Here is a 16938-nt window from a genome sequence, read left to right as displayed (position 1 = left end):
ATCCTTTTTATTGATTTTATTCACTTGTTACTCGGTTGACTTCTTGCAAAGAGGTAATTCCCTGCATGACTTTTTTCAAACCCGAACGACGTAGATTATTAAATCCTGCTTGTTCTGATGCTGCTGCAATTTGTAAGGCATTGCCATCTTCCATAATGAGTTTGGAAATCTCTGGTGTAACCTTCATGACTTCGTAAATCCCCACACGACCTTTATAGCCTTCACGGCATTCTGCACAACCGACAGGTTGAAAAATTTTGAATTCAGGGTCATTTAAATCTTGTTCGGTAAACCCGAGTTCCAGCAAGCTTTGCTTAGGGATCTCAATCTCTTCTTTGCATTGACCGCAGAGGCGACGTGCCAAACGTTGTGCAATCACCAAATTGACGGAGGTTGCGATATTGAAAGAGGGCACGCCCATATTGCGTAAACGAGTCAGTGTCTCAGGTGCACTGTTGGTATGTAGTGTTGACATCACCATATGACCTGTCTGTGCAGCTTTAATGGCAATTTCAGCAGTCTCCAGATCACGAATCTCCCCGACCATAATCACATCAGGATCTTGACGTAAGAACGCTTTCAGTGCGGCAGAGAAGGTGAGTCCTGTTTTGGGATTGACGTTGACCTGATTAATCCCTTCTAAGTTAATTTCGACAGGGTCTTCGGCTGTAGAAATGTTGGTATCTTCAGTGTTGAGGATGTTTAAACCAGTATACAGAGACACGGTTTTACCTGAACCTGTTGGGCCTGTAATCAGTAACATGCCTTGTGGTTTATCCAACGCATCCATGAATAAGGCTTTTTGCTCATCTTCGTAACCGAGTGCTTCAATCCCTAACATGGCACTTGATGGATCGAGAATACGCAGTACTAACTTTTCACCAAATAATGTTGGCAGAGAGTTGACACGGAAATCAATCGCTTTGGTTTTGGAGAGTTTGAGTTTAATCCGTCCATCCTGAGGCATTCGTTTTTCAGAAATGTCCATTTGTGACATGACTTTTAAACGCGAGGCGAGGCGAGTGGCCATTTGTAAAGGCGGATTGGCAATTTGACGGAGTACACCATCAACACGGTAACGCACCCGATACATTTTTTCGTAAGGTTCAAAATGCAAGTCGGATGCCCCCATACGGATCGCATCAATCAATAGTTTGTTAATATATTTGACAATTGGAGACTCATCACCTTGTGGTGCTTCATCCTCTTCGTTACTTGGATCTTGACTCACATCAATGTCGAGATCAAAGTCTTCACTTTCTCCAAAATCAAAACTGCCAGAATCGCCAAACTGTTGTTCAATCAGTTTTTCAAGTTTAGTGTGTTCAACAATAATCGGTTCAATATTCAGTTTAGTATTGAAGCGAATCGCATCCAATGCTTCGATATTAGTGGGATTACTGGTCGCAACATATAGAATTTGTCCACGTTGTAGCAGTGGCGCAACTTTGTGTTTCTGAATGAGTTTGTTATCCGCCAGATCACGAGGCAGTAGAGCAGTATCATATACGGCCAGATCGAAAAGTGGTTCACCGAATTCGATGGCGATGGTTTCCGCAATGGTCAGAGGAGATAAGCGATGCTGTTCAATCAAATGTGCAACGATATCTTGTTGTGACTTTTTAGCTGCATCAATTGCGGTCTGCATGATTGTCGTGGACATGTGTCCATCTTCAACTAACCGTCGAATAAACCCCGAAAACTTTGGAGACGTATGTAATCCTGACATCTGTCCGCCTTATGACAATAAATGTTTATAATATGTATTCTAAAAATTATACTTTTGTTATGCAAAAATACTACTACAGAAAGTGTTGTTTTTGCCTTGGTTCCTAGCTAAAACTTTGAACTGATCGAGTTTTTTGTCAATTAATTTTCTTTGATTGAAATAAATCCTGCAAAGAATCAAATAAATTCAGTTGAAACTACCTTTTAATTTGAATGTGAAGCACCATCATATCATCAAGGCAGCAAAGAGACTTTTACGGATCATGATGATTTTTGGGTCATTTATAGCTCAGTAAAAGAAAAAACTGAATTTTATAAAAATCCGTGTAAAATATGCAGCATTTTTGAGAAATTAACAGTAGGCGGGCGAAGTATGTCGAACTCGAGCATTACTCCTTGGGTTGTTGGCAATTGGAAAATGAATCCAATGCATGCGAATGCTTTCCAATTAGTAGAAGAATTTAAACAGTTATTACAACAGGAAAATATTGCAGCAGAGCAATGTCATATTGGAGTTGCGCCGACTGCAATCGCGTTAAGCGGCATTCAGACACAATTTAAAGATGCAGCGAGAACGATTTACACCGTTGCTCAAGATGTTTCACGTGTCGCAGGTACTGGTGCCTATACGGGTGAGGTGAGCGCTGAATTGTTGAAAGACAGTGGCATTGAGTTTGTTTTAATTGGACATTCTGAGCGCCGTGAGTTATTCGGTGACAATGTCGAAATCTTAAAAGCGAAATTACAAAATGCTTTAAGTGCTGGCCTCAAGATTATTTATTGCGTAGGTGAGAGTTTAGAGCAGCGTGAGCAGGGTGCAGCAGAGCAAGTGGTATTACAACAAATTTGTGATATTGCAGCCGTGGTCAGGGCTGAACAATGGCAAAATATTGTGATCGCCTATGAGCCGATTTGGGCAATTGGAACAGGTAAGACGGCTTCACCAGCTGATGCTCAAGCGATGCATGCAAAAATTCGTGAAGGTTTAAAACAGATTACAGCATTTGGTGCAAATATGGCTATTCTCTATGGGGGTAGCGTAAAAGCTGAAAATGCAGTTGAATTAGCGGCATGTCCAGATATTAATGGCGCTTTGGTCGGTGGAGCATCTTTAAATGCGCAATCGTTTTACCAAATCGCAAAAGCATTTGCACAAAGCAAATAACGAGGAATTGAGATGTATAGTTTTATACTCGTTGTACACATTATTTTGGCAATCTTAATTATTGCTTTGGTTTTGGTACAACAAGGTAAAGGTGCAGAAGCCGGCGCATCATTTGGTGGTGGCGGTGCTGCAACCGTATTTGGTGCTTCGGGTGCGGGTAACTTTTTGACTCGTTTAACTGCGATTTTTACTGCATTGTTTTTTGTCACCAGTTTGACTTTGGCTGTTTTTGCCAAAAAGCAAACGACAGATGCATATAGTTTGAAAACTGTTCAAACAACCACATCTGCACCAGCAACATCGCCTGAAACTTCATCAAACGCACCAAAAACAACTGAATAAGTTGAATTAGTTCTTTCCTTTTTGTACTTTAAGGACTAGAATGCGTCCCACAAACTGCGGTGGTGGTGGAATTGGTAGACACGCTACCTTGAGGTGGTAGTGCTTTCGGGCGTGGGGGTTCAAGTCCCCCCTTCCGCACCAAACTTAATAACCAGTTAAGTTCGGTGTATGCAGTGTTTGTGTTGATGCGGGATGGAGCAGTCTGGTAGCTCGTCGGGCTCATAACCCGAAGGTCGTTGGTTCAAATCCAGCTCCCGCTACCATTTGATTAAGGTGCAACTTAATCAAGCAAATTTGATGAAAGCTTAAATTGACTTTTTTTCATATTTGTATATAATTTTTGCACGTTGATGCGGGATGGAGCAGTCTGGTAGCTCGTCGGGCTCATAACCCGAAGGTCGTTGGTTCAAATCCAGCTCCCGCTACCAAGTTTCTAAAAAGAGGCTCACAATAAGGTGGGCCTTTTTGCACAGTGGGCATTGCTTTTCTGTGTAACATAGGGGCGATTTACGCCCTTTTTTATTGGTTGTTTAGCTATCGTGTAGTTGTTCGACATCAATTGGTCAAATAGTCGTGCTTCACTATACGGTTAAGATTGATTGGCTCGTATAAGAGCGACGAGAGTAAATGAAATTATCAAATAAATCTCAAGCATTGCATGATCTAATCGCCCCAGCAGTAGCTGCGTGTGGTGTAGATCTGTGGGGGATTGAATTCCTGCCACAAGGTAAACGTTCTCTATTACGTATTTATATTGATAAAGCGATAGATGAGAATGCTGAACCTGTCTTAAATGAAGATGGTGAAGTTGAACTCGGGCGTGGTATTGGCGTTCAAGATTGTGTTCTTGTGACACAACAGGTGGGTGCAATGCTTGATGTTCATGATCCAATTTCAGGTGAATATGCTTTGGAAGTGTCTTCGCCGGGTTGGGATCGTCCATTTTTCCAATTGAACCAACTGCCTGCCTACATTGGGCATCAAGTGGCTTTACGATTAATTGCTGCTGTCGAGAACCGTCGTAAATTCCAAGCCAAATTACTGTCTGTAGACTTAGAGAACGAACTGATTCAGGTCGAAGTTGAGGGTAATCATGTGCTTGAAATTGATAGTAATAATATTGATAAAGCAAATTTAATCTATCAAGACTAATATTAACTTAATTTTATAAGAAATCGGTAGGTGACTTATGGGCCGCGAAATTCTTACCGTTGCAGAAACGGTTAGTAATGAAAAAGGTGTTAGTCGTGAAGCGATCTTCCAAGCGTTAGAGCAAGCACTGGTTGCGGCAACGAAGAAAAAGTTTTACGAAGGCACACGTTCAGAAGAAGCTCAACTTCGTGTTGAGATTGATCGTAAAACAGGTGATTACCGTACCTTCCGTCAGTGGACTGTGGTGGCGGATGAAGATCATGAAATGCCAGCATGCCAAGACGCAATTTCTGATGTAGATCCATCACAATGGTCAATTGGTGATGTGCGTGAGTTGGAAGTCGAGTCGATTGAATTCGGTCGTATTGCTGCACAAATCGCAAAACAAGTCATCGTACAAAAGATTCGTGAAGCTGAGCGCGCATTAGTGGCTGATGCTTATGAATCTAAAGTGGGTGAGTTGATTTACGGTGAAGTGAAAAAGCAAACTAAAGATGGCTTTATCATTGATCTCGGCGACAACGCTGAAGCGTATTTAGCACGTGAAGAAACCATTCATAAAGAAATTTTACGCCCTAAACAGCGTATCAATGCAATCTTGTATAACGTCAACCGTGAAGGTCGTGGTGCACAATTATTATTGTCGCGTGCGCGTCCTGAGATGTTAATTGCATTGATGAAAAAAGAAATTCCAGAAATTTCTGAAGAAATCATCGAAATTAAAGCAGCTGCTCGTCAACCAGGTGTTCGTGCTAAAATTGCAGTGAAAACCAATGACCATCGTATTGACCCAGTGGGTGCATGTATTGGTATGCGTGGTACACGTATCCAAGCGGTACAGCAAGAGTTAAACGGTGAGCGTATTGATGTTGTGGTGTGGTCTGATGATCCAGCACAATATATTGCAAGCGCATTAGAGCCAGCTGATGTATCAGGTATTGTTTTAGATGAAGATGCACGCAGTGCCGATATCATCTTCGCAACCAATGATCAGTTAGCACGTGCGATTGGTTCGCAAGGACAAAATGTTCGTTTAGCATCGGAATTGACGGGTTATAAACTCGACATGATGTTAGAAGAAGAGTATCGTGCTCGTCAGCAAAATGAAGCGCAACAGTATTTAGACATGTTTATTACACGTCTTGATATTGAAGAAGACTTGGCAATGGCTTTAGTCGAAATGGGCTTCACTTCGTTAGAAGAGATTGCATATGTACCAGCTGAAACATTTGACGAAATCGAGCTTGAGGCAGATTTAGTTGAATTGCTTCAAAGTCGTGCGAAAGAAGCTGCTTTAACAGATGCATTGAAACAGCAAGAAAATATTCAAGAGCCAAGTGCAGAACTTCTCGGTATGGAAGGTATGACGACTGAGATTGCGTATGCATTGGCGGCGCGTGGTGTGGTTACTGTTGATGATTTGGCAGACCAAGCAACTGATGATATTTCTGATATCGACGGTTTAGGTCATGACAAAGCGGGTCAGTTAATCATGAAAGCACGTGAATCATGGTTTAACTAGGAGATAATAGATGACGGACAAGTCGATTCAAGAGTTAGCGCTCAGCGTAGAACGTCCTGTAGAGAAACTCCTAGAGCAGGTTCGCGAAGCAGGTCTACCACAGCGTAAAGCAGATGACATTATTACCACTGAACAGCAAGATACTTTGGTCAATCACTTGAAAAAAGTACATGGTCAGGAAAGTGGTAACACAGGAAAGATTGCGTTGAAACGTAAAACAACGAGTACTGCTAAAGTAACAAGTACTTCAGGTAAAGCGAAAAGCATTAATGTTGAAGTTCGCAAGAAACAAGTTTTTGCTAAGCCAAATCCAGAGTTACTTGCTGCAGAAGCAAAAGCGCGTGTAGAAGCTGATGCAAAAGTCCGTGCTGAACAAAAAGTACGTGATGAAGCAGATCAAAAAGCTCGTCACAGCGCTGAACAAAAAGCCAATGCAACTTTAGAAGCGATGCGTGCTGCGCATACTTCTGATAGTTCAGGTCAAGCACCTGCAAAAGCAGCAGTTGTGGTGAAAAAGCGTAATAGCGATAAGGTGATTAAAGCCCCAGTTATTCGTCCAACAGAAACACCAGAACAAAAACGCGCACGTGAAGAGCAAACTGCTCAGTTGAAAGCGACTGAAGAAGCAGTACGTCGTAAGGCGGCTGAAGAAGCACAGCAACGTACACTTGAACAAATGCGTAAAATGGCATCAAAATATTCAAGTGATGATGCGACGACAACCATTCGTGTGATTGATGATTCACCTTTAGCCGCAGGTCTTGTTGGCCAAGCGTATGAAGATTCCTTTAATAAGGAAGACCGTGAAATCAAACGTGGTGGTGCAACAGCAAACCCACGCGCTGGTAAGAAAGGCGGTCGTGGTGGTGATGCGCAAGCAGAACAAAGCTTCAGCAAAAGCCACCATAAGCGCGGTTTAAAAACCAGCCAAGCAAATAAACATGGTTTTGAAAAACCAGTTAAAAAGCAAATTTATGATGTTGAGATCGGTGAGAAAATCATCGTTGCTGATCTTGCACAAAAAATGGCAGTTAAAGTTCGTGAAGTAATCAAGACCCTGATGAAAATGGGTGAGCTTGTAACTCAGAACCAAGCCATTGATCAAGATACTGCAGTCCTTGTGGTTGAAGAACTTGGTCATAACCCTGTTTTAGTTTCAGATACGCAAGCAGAAGATAACTTATTGGTTGCTGCTGAAGAAGCACGTGGTGAGCAAACCACTCGTCCACCAGTGGTAACGATCATGGGTCACGTTGACCATGGTAAAACGTCATTACTGGATCGTATCCGTCGCTCTAAAGTGGCTGCGGGTGAAGCGGGTGGTATTACCCAGCATATCGGTGCTTATCACGTTGAAACTGAGAAAGGAATTATTACTTTCCTAGATACACCGGGACACGCAGCGTTTACCTCTATGCGTGCACGTGGTGCAAAAGCGACTGATATCGTGGTCCTTGTTGTTGCGGCTGATGATGGTGTAATGCCACAAACTGCAGAAGCAATTGACCATGCACGTGCTGCGGGTACGCCAATCATTGTTGCCATCAACAAGATGGACAAAGAGTCGGCTGATGTAGACCGTGTCTTAAATGAATTGACCACGAAAGGGATCGTACCTGAAGAGTGGGGCGGTGATGTGCCAATTGCCAAAGTATCAGCACACTCTGGTGCAGGTATTGACGGTTTACTAGATTTGATCTTGATCCAAGCTGAATTGATGGAGCTTAAAGCTTCAGCAGAAGGCGCGGCGCAAGGTGTGGTCATTGAAGCACGTGTCGACAAAGGTCGTGGTGCGGTGACTTCGATTCTGGTACAAAACGGTACCTTGAACATTGGTGACTTGGTTCTTGCGGGTTCATCTTATGGTCGTGTTCGTGCGATGTCGGATGAAAATGGTCAACGTATTACTTCTGCTGGTCCATCAATTCCAGTTGAAATCTTAGGTTTACCAGAAGCGCCAATGGCGGGTGACGAAGTTCTTGTTGTGAATGATGAGAAGAAAGCGCGTGAAGTTGCTGATGCTCGTGCAGATCGCGAACGTCAAAAGCGTCTTGAGCGTGCAAGCTCGATGCGTCTTGAAAACATCATGGCATCAATGGGCAAGAAAGATGTTCCTACAGTAAACGTGGTACTCAAAACTGACGTACGCGGTACTTTAGAAGCCTTACATGTTGCACTTGATGAGCTTGCAACTGATGAAGTTAAAGTCCGTGTAATTGGTTCTGGTGTCGGTGCGATCACTGAGTCAGATGTGACTTTAGCTGAATCATCAGAAGCAGTATTGTTAGGCTTCAACGTACGTGCAGACAATACTGCACGTCAAAAAGCAGACCAAGATAGTATCGATATTCGTTACTACAGCATCATTTATCAATTGATTGATGATGTTAAAGCGGCAATGAGCGGTAAGCTTGCACCTGAACACCGTGAAACCATCTTGGGTGTTGCGGAAGTGCGTGAAGTGTTCCACTCAAGCAAGTTTGGTGCAGCAGCAGGCTGTATGGTGCTTGAGGGTGTATTACACCGTAACAAACCAATTCGCGTATTACGTGATGACGTGGTTGTGTTCCAAGGCGAGCTTGAATCTCTTCGTCGCTATAAAGAAGTGGTTGAAGAAGTTCGTGCTGGTATGGAATGTGGTCTTGCAGTCAAAGGCTATAAAGACATCAAAGCACAAGATAAGATCGAAGTGTATGATGTTCAATTGATTAAACGGAGTCTTTAATGGCGGGTAGCCAACGCTTAAAGCGCATGGCGGATTCAGTACAACGTGAGTTGTCTGAGCTTATCCGTCAGGAGCTTAAAGATCCACGTCTGGGTGGTCTGGTGACCATCTCAGCCGTGAAAGTCAGTGCTGATATGGGTTATGCCGAAGTTTATGTCACAGTAATGGGGCGTGAACTTGGTGATGATCAAAGTGAAGCTGCGAACAAAGAAACTTTAGATGTATTGAATAAAGCATCTGGCTTCTTGCGCCATGAGTTGAGTCGTCGTATTAAAACTCGCGTGACGCCTCGTTTACGCTTCCACTATGACAAAACCAATGCCTACGGTAATTATATGTTTGGTCTGATTGCTGAAGCTGTGAAGGATTTACCTGAACAAGAGCAAGATGAACAAAAGTAAATGCATATAAAAAAGCCACCTTCGGGTGGCTTTTTTATGCTTTGAATAAAAGAGTTAATCTTTCTTCAATGGATGGCGACGATAACGTTGCCAAGGCAATGGACGATTGAGTGCTTCTGGTACATCACCACTGGTTGAGCGTAAGCGTAAATGAATGGCTGCTTGTGCCATCAAATTTGCTGATACAGGCGCAGTGATAAAGGCAAACAAGGTAATCAGTAATTCAGCAAAACCAAAACGACCATGCATCGCAGCAAAAATCATAGCTGCGATCAGAAAGCTACCGAGGCCCAAGGTACTTGATTTGGTGGGTGCATGCAGGCGCATAAATAAGTCAGGGAGACGGATCATGCCAATCGAACCGATCAGCATGAAGAACGCACCAAACACCACAAAAAATGAAACCACAATCTCAAGAATCAGTTGCATGGTATAGCTCCTTAATCAATTACATGACCTGTAGTGAAGTAACGAGCAAGCGCGGCAGTAGAAACAAAGCCGAGCATTGCAACCAAGAGTGCACCTTCGAATAGATTGGTGCTGACCCAATAAATACCTAAGACCACGATCAGACAGGTGGCATTTAAGAATAAAGTATCGAGTGCCAAGAGTCGATCAATCACTGAAGGGCCTGCAATCAAGCGAATCAAGCACAGAAACATAGAGATGGTAATGGCAATTAAACCAATACCCAATGCATAAGGCAAAATGGTCATTTATTTGCTCCTTCTGTAATCTTGACATCAAAGATTTCGATTAAAGGCCTTTCATAGCGGTTTTTAATGTCTTGAATATCCAGTTCGGTATTGTCTGAGCTGAGTGCATGTACCAGAATATCTCCACGTTCCTGATCGATTCCAGCTGAAACCGTACCTGGTGTGGTGGTGATAATCATCGCGAGTAAAGTATTCACTTGCTCGTGCTCAGTTTCCAACGGAACCCGATACCATTTAGGATGTAATTGATCCATAGGACCAAGTACCATTTTGGCAACACGGAAGTTGGAAATGACAATATCCCAAAGTACCACAAACACCAGTTTAATCGCAGGAAGCCAATGAATATGCGGCGTTCTTGCAATAAATGGACTCACTAAACGAGCAATTGCGACAGCTAAAATCAGTGCCATTAAAATGTCAGTCAGATCCAGACTATGTGCCAGCATTAGCCAGCTCAAGAAAATCAGCACCGACACAAATGGATGTGGGAACCAACGCTCAAGCAAAGATAATTTTTGCATCAGTGATCCTCCATTGGCTTTAACTGTGTGTTATTTGGAATGGTCGGCGCTTCGAGGACTTGCTCCGCAATTTGACGCTGCTTATATTCAGAAATATGTTCGCCTTGTAGGGTTGGCTTGGAAATAATATCTGGAATCAGCAAGGCATTCGGATCTTCAACTTCACCGCCATATTTGGTTTCAGGTAAATAGCTTGGATCATAAGGCTGTACGCTGATCGGGCGACCTTGTGCATCATGTTTCAGAATGGTTTGGTTATAAAGCGCGTGATTCTGAATTTGCTGTGCTGTTGCAAGCGTGTAGTTCTGAATCGGCGCCGCGCAAACCACATAAAGCATTAATGCGCCAAGTAAAATATAGATCGCAGTATCATTACGCTTCGGCGCAAGCTCAGGCAGAGCTTGATACTCAGCATAAGCCGCTTCTTTCTGATCTTCTTCCGGTGGGGTTGCACGCCAGAACAGGATAAAGCCAACGCGTGTCATGGCAATGATGCTGAGCAAGCTCACGATCAGAATCACTGCGATGATCCAGCCTTGATAAGGTGTCTCAGCAGTGGCTTGCAAGATGAAGACTTTACCCAAAAATCCGCTGAATGGGGGTAAACCTGCCATCATCAAGGCGATGGTAAAGTAAGTAAAAGCCGCCGCCTTTTCCTGTTTGATTCGTGGTGCAACTTTTAAATGATCTTTAAACGCGCCACGTTGCGAGGTCATCCAGCCACAGAACAAATAGAAAGCTGCTGCGATCAAGGTACTGTGAACTAAATAATATAGTGCTGCGGCCCATGCCTGTGTATTGAACATGGCAATCGAAATTAGCAAAGTACCAATCGATGACAACACCATAAAGCCAACAAAACGGCGTAGGCGTTCAGCACCAATTGCACCAATCACGCCATAGAAAGAGGTGATTAGACCAATGATCAATAAGCAGTTCTTGAAAATGCTTTGAGCCATGGCATCATCAAACACAGTGCCATTCACACGTAAAATGGCATAAATACCCACTTTGGTCATAATGGTGAAAATTGCAGCGACAGGTGTGCTTGCAACCGCATAGGTCTTCGGCAACCAGAAGCCAACAGGCAACATCGCGGCTTTAATACCAAACACCACAAACAGCAGGAGTCCACCGGCAACGGCAAGCTTGTGCTGATCGCCATCTAAGCTTGATACTAGACGGCCAACATCAGCCATATTCAAGCTACCGACACTGCCGTAAATCATGCCTAGACCAATCAGGAACAGGGCAGAGGCCAGCAAGTTAATGGTGACGTAATGCACGCCAAGCTGGAAACGTGGACGACCTTGACCGTGTAATAACAGTACATAGGAAGCCATCAACAGGATTTCGAAGAAGACGAATAAGTTGAATAAGTCGCCTGTCAGGAATGCACCGGTGATTCCCATGAGTAGGAAATGCACCATGGTATGGAAATAACGCCCACGCGTATCCCAGTTCTCACTGGCATACCAAATCACAGGCACTGCAAGAATATAGGTCAGTACCAGCATAAAAGCGGAGAGGCGATCAAGGACTAACACAATCCCAAATGGCGCCGACCATTCACTGAGCTGATAAACCGTAATTTGGCCTGTGCTGGCAATACTCAGATAACTGATTGCCGTGATTAAGCCCAAAACTGCCGAAGCAATACTAATCCCGCGACGCCAAGGTTGACGCCAATCTTGCTTTAAAGAACCTGAACCTGGATTGCCCAATAACACCAGAATAAAACTGGTGAATGCTGGAATTAAGATGCTGATAATTGGAGCGTGAGCGTGCCAGAAACTGTAAAAATCAAACATTATGGCTCATCCTCACGTGGGTCATAAGTCAAAGTGGGTTCTTCTTTCGAGTCGACATGGTCTGTACCAGATTCATAACGACTGCGTAAGGCAAGTTGCACGATAAAGGCAGTGGTGGCAAAACCAATCACAATCGCCGTTAATACCAGTGCTTGAGGGAGTGGGTCGGTCACTTTGGTGGCCTGAGTCAACACCGCAGGTGCATTGATTTGCAGGCGGCCCATGGCAAACAGGAACAAGTTCACGGCATAGCCAATCATGGCTAAACCAAGGACCACTGGAAATGTTCTGGCACGCAGAATCAAATAAATGCCTGTTGCCGTGAGTAAGCCAATCCCTGACGCGAGTAAAAATTCAATACTAATCATTTTGATTATCTCCACCTGGGATTGGACCAGCCATACTAGAGTGACGCGAGTCTCCGAGTACGGAGATCAACAACATGGCAGCACCCACAACGGTAATGTAGACCCCTGTATCAAATGCGACTGCAGAGGCAAGATGCATTTTTCCAAGCAATGGTGCTTCTACATAGATATGTGCACTGGTGAGGAAGGGGCGAGCCCAGAGCCATGCGAGAATACCAGTGAGACCAGCAATGGTTAAACCTGCCCCAATCCATAATTCATAGAGACGACCTGATTTGGCTTTGATCATTTGTTCGGTTTGGTCTTGACCCAATACGATGTACTGAATAATCAGTGCCATTGAGGTGATCAAACCTGCGATAAAGCCACCGCCCGGAAGATTATGTCCACGCATGAAGATGTAGACACTAACCACCAAGGCCAGAGGCAAGATCCATGACGCCGTGATGCGGAACATCAGTGGGGAAGGGTTAAAGCGGTAAGTTAAGCCTTGGGTCATGGTGGTTCCATGTGCACGCATACCATCCATCAGACACAGCGCACCAATTGCGGCAATGCCGAGTACGGTAATTTCACCGAAGGTATCGAAACCACGGAAGTCAACCAAGATCACATTGACGACGTTTGAACCACCGCCCAGTGGAATCGCCTGTTGCATAAAGAACCATGAAATTGAATTGTGGTCGCGTGTTAACAGCAACCAAGCAATCCAACCAATACCTAAACCACCTGCAATGGCCAGGCTGGCATCTCGCCAGCGACGTGAACGGCTTGATTCGTAAGGCGTGAGTTGTGGAAGTAAAGATAAACTCATCAAGAGTAAAACAGTGGTGACGACATCAACTGTAATCTGAGTCAAGGCCAAGTCAGGTGCTGAGAGCGTAACAAACACCATGGTAACGACGAGACCGACTGCACCGCTGATCAGGACGGCTTTGATACGTTCATGATGGAACCACAGCATCATCCAGCAACCTGAGAACAGGGTTAGCCAGAGTACAATCGCCACCCACGGTGCATGCGTGAGTTCACGTGTGCCTGTGGTTAAGCCTTGGTTGAACAGGGGTAAGCCCACCATCACAATGCTGAATAACACAATCCAGAGGATATAGCTTTGCAAAGAACCATTTTCGGTCTTTTGTTTAATCTTGCGACTGGTGAGTAATAAATGTTTCAAGAACAGATCAAACAGGATCTTGCCTTGGAATTTTCCAAGATAAGGATCGAGGTCGATTTTACGAATACGTCCCTCTTTTGCTAGGGTAAAGTAGAAGATTGATCCACCAATTAAAGCAATTAGACTCATGATCAAAGGGGCATTGATACCATGCCAAATCGCAAGATGAACGCCTTCAAATTCAGGCTGCGCCAAACTTGCACGAGTGACACTGTTGACCATTGTTCCTGCCAGTAGGGCAGGGAGGATACCCACTAAAATACATAAGGTAGCTAAAATAATGGCAGGTAAGCGCATGCCTAAATGTGGTTCGTGTGCATCTTTATTCGGTACGTGTTTACCAATAGGACCATCAAAGAACACCCCATGAACGAGGCGAATTGAATAACTGACTGCGAAAATACCCGCTAAAGTAGCCACAATGGCTGAAATCACCATCACTGGACCCGATAAGTTGGCCAATAGCTCGGTAAAGAACATTTCTTTCGAGATAAAGCCATTGGTCAGTGGTACACCCGCCATTGAGGCAGCGGTGATCATGGTGAGAGTGCCTGTAAATGGAAGCAGTTGCCAGATGCCACTGAGCTTGCGTAAATCACGTGTGCCAGTTTCATGGTCAATAATCCCTGCAATCATGAACAATGCCGCTTTAAAGGTGGCATGGTTGATGATGTGGAAAATTGCGGCAGCCACCGCCAATGGCGAGCCAATACCGAGTAAACATACGATTAAACCCAAATGACTAATGGTTGAATAGGCCAAAAGTCCTTTCAGGTCTTCTTTGAAAATTGCAAAACCTGCGGCCATACACAAGGTGAATAGACCGACAAAAGTCACGATATTGTGATACAGCGCAGCACCAATAAAAATAGGAGCTAAACGCGCCAACAAGAAAATCCCTGCTTTGACCATCGTTGCCGAATGTAGGTAGGCGGACACAGGGGTCGGCGCTGCCATCGCATTCGGTAACCAAAAATGGAAGGGGAACTGGGCACTTTTGGTAAATGCACCTAACAAGATCAGCAATAATGCTGGAACAAATAGCGCATGTTGTTGGATGGTATCTTTCATCAATACCAATTCATCAATCTGATAGGTACCGGTGATCTGTCCAATCAGTACAAAGCCACCGAGCATGGCTAAACCACCCATGCCTGTGATGGTGAGAGCCATACGGGCGCCACGTTGCGCTGCCTCGTATTGGCTCCAGTAACCTACCAATAGGAAAGAGGAAATACTGGTCAGCTCCCAGAACACCAATAAGATAATCAGGTTGTTTGAGAGTGAAATCCCCAGCATGGCTGCCATAAACAGCATTAACAGCTGGTAGAGTTTACTGAGAGAATTTTTAGGACTGAGATAGTAATAGGCATAAATATAAATCAGCGTGCCGATACCGCTAATCAGCAGACCAAACAATAAACCTAATGCATCTAGGCGAAAACTCAGATTAATTCCAAGCTGTGGAAGCCAGTCCCAGCTTTGTTGCAGGGTATTACCCTGAAGAACCGTTTCTGCCTGAGTTAAAAGTAAAATAAAACAACTAAGGCTGATGCCAATCGCCCCAAGTGCCGTCACGCCACGCGAAATACGCTGTAATTGTGAGACAAGGGTGGTGCCGAGTATGAGCGGTAATAAGATAATAATCGGTAGCACACTGGTATCCATGTCGATGATTTAGGTCGAAGACCTAAGGGGTGAATTTTCTTTCAAGACTTACAGGCACTCAAAGAGAATACCAAAAACTTTAAATCTTGAAGCCCAATCAAGTTAACGGAGGCAGCAAGTTGTATTGCACAACTTGAAAATAAAAAATGAGATTTATTTTACTATAAAATAGCAGTAAAAATCTGATGTTATTACATGAAATAAACAACATCATTTGATTGAAAACATTTCAATTTCTGTTTTTTGATACGCCGTTATAACGGGGTTTCTTGCGGTGTATCATCTATCTTGAGCAGGTTGAGTAAATTGTTCTTTTCTTGTTCGTTTAAATCCTGAATTTGTTGGAATAAATCATCGACTTTGCTGGTCAATGGATCGGCTTGCAGCAAGGTGTGGGCTTGCACGGAAGGTGCTGTTTCGGTCTGGGTGAGGCCTTGATATAAATTTGAAAGCTGTTGTTGCGATGCTTCTAGATTAAGTTGATACACCCCTGTTGGGTCCAGTTTTAAACATTGGTAATGTAAGGCATGTTCAAGCAAGGCATCTCGATTGCCTGAGACGATGATTTGCAGGCAAGGAAAAGCTTGATGGAGACGCTCCAAAATTTCCGCACAATTATTTTGATCGAGTTGATGGTCAATGTGATCAATCATCAAAATCCCTTCACCTTCTAAGCAAGGATTAAAGCAGTGTTGATTCAGTAAGCAAAGCCGACGGCTAACATCCCCAACCAGTGCTATCCAAGTTTTGAGTGAGGCGGACAGCTGTTGAAAAGGAATCAACTGATCGTGATAGCGCACCATCAATTGTAGTTTTGGCACATATTGAATATAAAGATCACTTAATTCAGGAAAAACCGTGTGCAAGCTGTTTTTCAAGGCATAAAGATTGGGTGCAGAGAGTTGCTTTGGATGATTAATCAGTTCTTGTTGTAATTCTTGCAATATTTCAGATTGATTTTGCTGATTAAAATCGTTGCCCATTAGGCGCCTAACGATATGTGCTGAATGTGCATTTTCGACATCGCTAATCTCGCGTAGCCACTCAAAAAAACGCGTAAAGGTGGTATAGGGGATGGCGGTCAAATCGTAGGCCGAGATTTCTTGCAGGGTTCCAGGGGTATTTTTGCTTTGTAAATTGACGTCTTGCACGAAGCGTTCAGCAGGATAGTAGGCGATCAAAGGCAAGCCGAATAATGGGTCTTGTAGCCCCGTCTTTTGATACAGCGTCACCATTTGGTCAAGTTGTTGGGTCTCCACTTGGCTAATCCCAACCCCTTGACTATTAAATGTTTTATAGAGTTTCCATGCGCAGCTTTGGGTATTGGTCTGTTGGGCGGAGCTACTTTCGGTGAGAGTCCCTGTAAGTTCGTTGCTCATACGGACTTGAATTTGAATTTTGGCTTGCAGACGATTCAGCATAATATCTTGGTCGGCAATCACCACACCTGCGGTACGAATATCTTTGTAACGTGCAGAAAACCAAGTCAGGCTCTGGTAGATATTTTTTAAAATGCTGCTTTTGCCTGTGGCTTGGTCGCCAAGGATCAAGGTGATGGGGCGTTGTTCGGGATCAAATTTGAGATTTAAATCCCGAAAAATGCCAATGTGTTTGAATTGAACCGATTCAAGTTGCATGA

Annotated in this window: 14 protein-coding genes and 3 tRNA genes; 9 read left to right on the top strand and 8 right to left on the bottom strand. The window is 43.9% G+C overall.

Features of this window, described 5'->3' with window-relative positions:
* Positions 1–16: 16 nt before the first annotated feature.
* Positions 17–1729 (bottom strand): type IV-A pilus assembly ATPase PilB, encoded by a 1713-nt coding sequence (pilB, locus tag F957_RS05475; protein ID WP_016660492.1) that lies wholly within the window; start codon positions 1727–1729, stop codon positions 17–19.
* 372 nt (positions 1730–2101) lie between these two features.
* On the opposite strand from pilB, the gene tpiA reads away from it, so the two are divergent.
* The 9 genes from tpiA to F957_RS05520 all read left to right on the top strand — a co-directional run bounded on the left by tpiA (position 2102) and on the right by F957_RS05520 (position 9035).
* Entirely contained in the window at positions 2102–2893 is a 792-nt protein-coding gene (gene tpiA / locus F957_RS05480) for a triose-phosphate isomerase (RefSeq protein WP_016660491.1), read from the top strand.
* A 12-nt stretch (positions 2894–2905) separates the two neighbouring features.
* Entirely contained in the window at positions 2906–3235 is a 330-nt protein-coding gene (secG, locus tag F957_RS05485; protein ID WP_004656213.1) for a preprotein translocase subunit SecG, read from the top strand.
* A 56-nt stretch (positions 3236–3291) separates the two neighbouring features.
* Positions 3292–3376 (top strand) — tRNA-Leu (locus tag F957_RS05490).
* A 45-nt stretch (positions 3377–3421) separates the two neighbouring features.
* Positions 3422–3498: transfer RNA gene (locus F957_RS05495), tRNA-Met, on the top strand.
* 88 nt (positions 3499–3586) lie between these two features.
* Positions 3587–3663 (top strand) — tRNA-Met (locus F957_RS05500).
* Between the two features lie 199 nt (positions 3664–3862).
* Positions 3863–4387 carry a ribosome maturation factor RimP gene (rimP, locus tag F957_RS05505; protein WP_005278551.1) on the top strand — a complete coding sequence of 175 codons (525 nt, stop codon included), beginning with the start codon at positions 3863–3865 and terminating at the stop codon, positions 4385–4387.
* 37 nt (positions 4388–4424) lie between these two features.
* Positions 4425–5909 (top strand): transcription termination factor NusA, encoded by a 1485-nt coding sequence (nusA, locus tag F957_RS05510; protein ID WP_016542331.1) that lies wholly within the window; start codon positions 4425–4427, stop codon positions 5907–5909.
* Positions 5910–5919: 10 nt separating this feature from the next.
* On the top strand, positions 5920–8634 hold the full coding sequence (gene infB, locus F957_RS05515; protein WP_016542332.1) for a translation initiation factor IF-2: 2715 nt from the start codon (positions 5920–5922) through the stop codon (positions 8632–8634).
* Complete coding sequence (locus F957_RS05520; protein ID WP_005240073.1) at positions 8634–9035, top strand: ribosome-binding factor A; 402 nt, start codon at positions 8634–8636, stop codon at positions 9033–9035. The genes infB and F957_RS05520 overlap by 1 nt, the downstream gene beginning before the upstream one ends.
* 54 nt (positions 9036–9089) lie before the next feature.
* On the opposite strand, the gene F957_RS05525 is transcribed toward F957_RS05520, so the two are convergent.
* The 7 genes from F957_RS05525 to F957_RS05555 form a co-directional block, all read right to left on the bottom strand.
* Entirely contained in the window at positions 9090–9464 is a 375-nt protein-coding gene (locus F957_RS05525) for a Na+/H+ antiporter subunit G (protein ID WP_004802326.1), read from the bottom strand.
* Positions 9465–9475: 11 nt separating this feature from the next.
* The gene (locus F957_RS05530) at positions 9476–9751 is read right to left on the bottom strand and encodes a monovalent cation/H+ antiporter subunit F (RefSeq protein WP_004656203.1); all 276 of its coding nucleotides are present in this window, start codon (positions 9749–9751) and stop codon (positions 9476–9478) included.
* The gene (locus tag F957_RS05535) at positions 9748–10275 is read right to left on the bottom strand and encodes a Na+/H+ antiporter subunit E (protein ID WP_016542333.1); all 528 of its coding nucleotides are present in this window, start codon (positions 10273–10275) and stop codon (positions 9748–9750) included. The genes F957_RS05530 and F957_RS05535 overlap by 4 nt, the downstream gene beginning before the upstream one ends.
* Positions 10275–12086: a monovalent cation/H+ antiporter subunit D gene (locus F957_RS05540; protein WP_016542334.1), complete on the bottom strand. Its 1812-nt coding sequence runs from the start codon at positions 12084–12086 to the stop codon at positions 10275–10277. The genes F957_RS05535 and F957_RS05540 overlap by 1 nt, the downstream gene beginning before the upstream one ends.
* The gene (locus F957_RS05545) at positions 12086–12454 is read right to left on the bottom strand and encodes a Na+/H+ antiporter subunit C (protein ID WP_004656199.1); all 369 of its coding nucleotides are present in this window, start codon (positions 12452–12454) and stop codon (positions 12086–12088) included. Before F957_RS05545 ends, F957_RS05540 begins: the two co-directional genes overlap by 1 nt.
* Positions 12447–15299 carry a monovalent cation/H+ antiporter subunit A gene (locus tag F957_RS05550; RefSeq protein WP_016660490.1) on the bottom strand — a complete coding sequence of 951 codons (2853 nt, stop codon included), beginning with the start codon at positions 15297–15299 and terminating at the stop codon, positions 12447–12449. Before F957_RS05550 ends, F957_RS05545 begins: the two co-directional genes overlap by 8 nt.
* Before the next feature lie 254 nt (positions 15300–15553).
* Entirely contained in the window at positions 15554–16936 is a 1383-nt protein-coding gene (locus F957_RS05555; RefSeq protein ID WP_016542336.1) for an ATP-binding protein, read from the bottom strand.
* Positions 16937–16938 lie beyond the last annotated feature (2 nt).

The organism is Acinetobacter gyllenbergii CIP 110306 = MTCC 11365 (assembly GCF_000413855.1).
Lineage (GTDB): Bacteria > Pseudomonadota > Gammaproteobacteria > Pseudomonadales > Moraxellaceae > Acinetobacter > Acinetobacter gyllenbergii.
The sequence above is the reverse complement of the archived record's forward strand: the minus strand, read 5'-3'. Positions and strand labels throughout refer to the sequence as shown.

Coding starts and splice junctions, on each gene's coding strand:
- nusA (WP_016542331.1), top strand. CDS start 4,425: ATGGGCCGCGAAATTCTTACCGTTGCAGAAACGGTTAGTAATGAAAAA.
- F957_RS05530 (WP_004656203.1), bottom strand. CDS start 9,751: ATGACCATTTTGCCTTATGCATTGGGTATTGGTTTAATTGCCATTACC.
- secG (WP_004656213.1), top strand. CDS start 2,906: ATGTATAGTTTTATACTCGTTGTACACATTATTTTGGCAATCTTAATT.
- infB (WP_016542332.1), top strand. CDS start 5,920: ATGACGGACAAGTCGATTCAAGAGTTAGCGCTCAGCGTAGAACGTCCT.
- F957_RS05550 (WP_016660490.1), bottom strand. CDS start 15,299: ATGGATACCAGTGTGCTACCGATTATTATCTTATTACCGCTCATACTC.
- F957_RS05525 (WP_004802326.1), bottom strand. CDS start 9,464: ATGCAACTGATTCTTGAGATTGTGGTTTCATTTTTTGTGGTGTTTGGT.
- rimP (WP_005278551.1), top strand. CDS start 3,863: ATGAAATTATCAAATAAATCTCAAGCATTGCATGATCTAATCGCCCCA.
- F957_RS05535 (WP_016542333.1), bottom strand. CDS start 10,275: ATGCAAAAATTATCTTTGCTTGAGCGTTGGTTCCCACATCCATTTGTG.
- F957_RS05520 (WP_005240073.1), top strand. CDS start 8,634: ATGGCGGGTAGCCAACGCTTAAAGCGCATGGCGGATTCAGTACAACGT.
- F957_RS05555 (WP_016542336.1), bottom strand. CDS start 16,936: ATGCAACTTGAATCGGTTCAATTCAAACACATTGGCATTTTTCGGGAT.
- F957_RS05540 (WP_016542334.1), bottom strand. CDS start 12,086: ATGTTTGATTTTTACAGTTTCTGGCACGCTCACGCTCCAATTATCAGC.
- pilB (WP_016660492.1), bottom strand. CDS start 1,729: ATGTCAGGATTACATACGTCTCCAAAGTTTTCGGGGTTTATTCGACGG.
- F957_RS05545 (WP_004656199.1), bottom strand. CDS start 12,454: ATGATTAGTATTGAATTTTTACTCGCGTCAGGGATTGGCTTACTCACG.
- tpiA (WP_016660491.1), top strand. CDS start 2,102: ATGTCGAACTCGAGCATTACTCCTTGGGTTGTTGGCAATTGGAAAATG.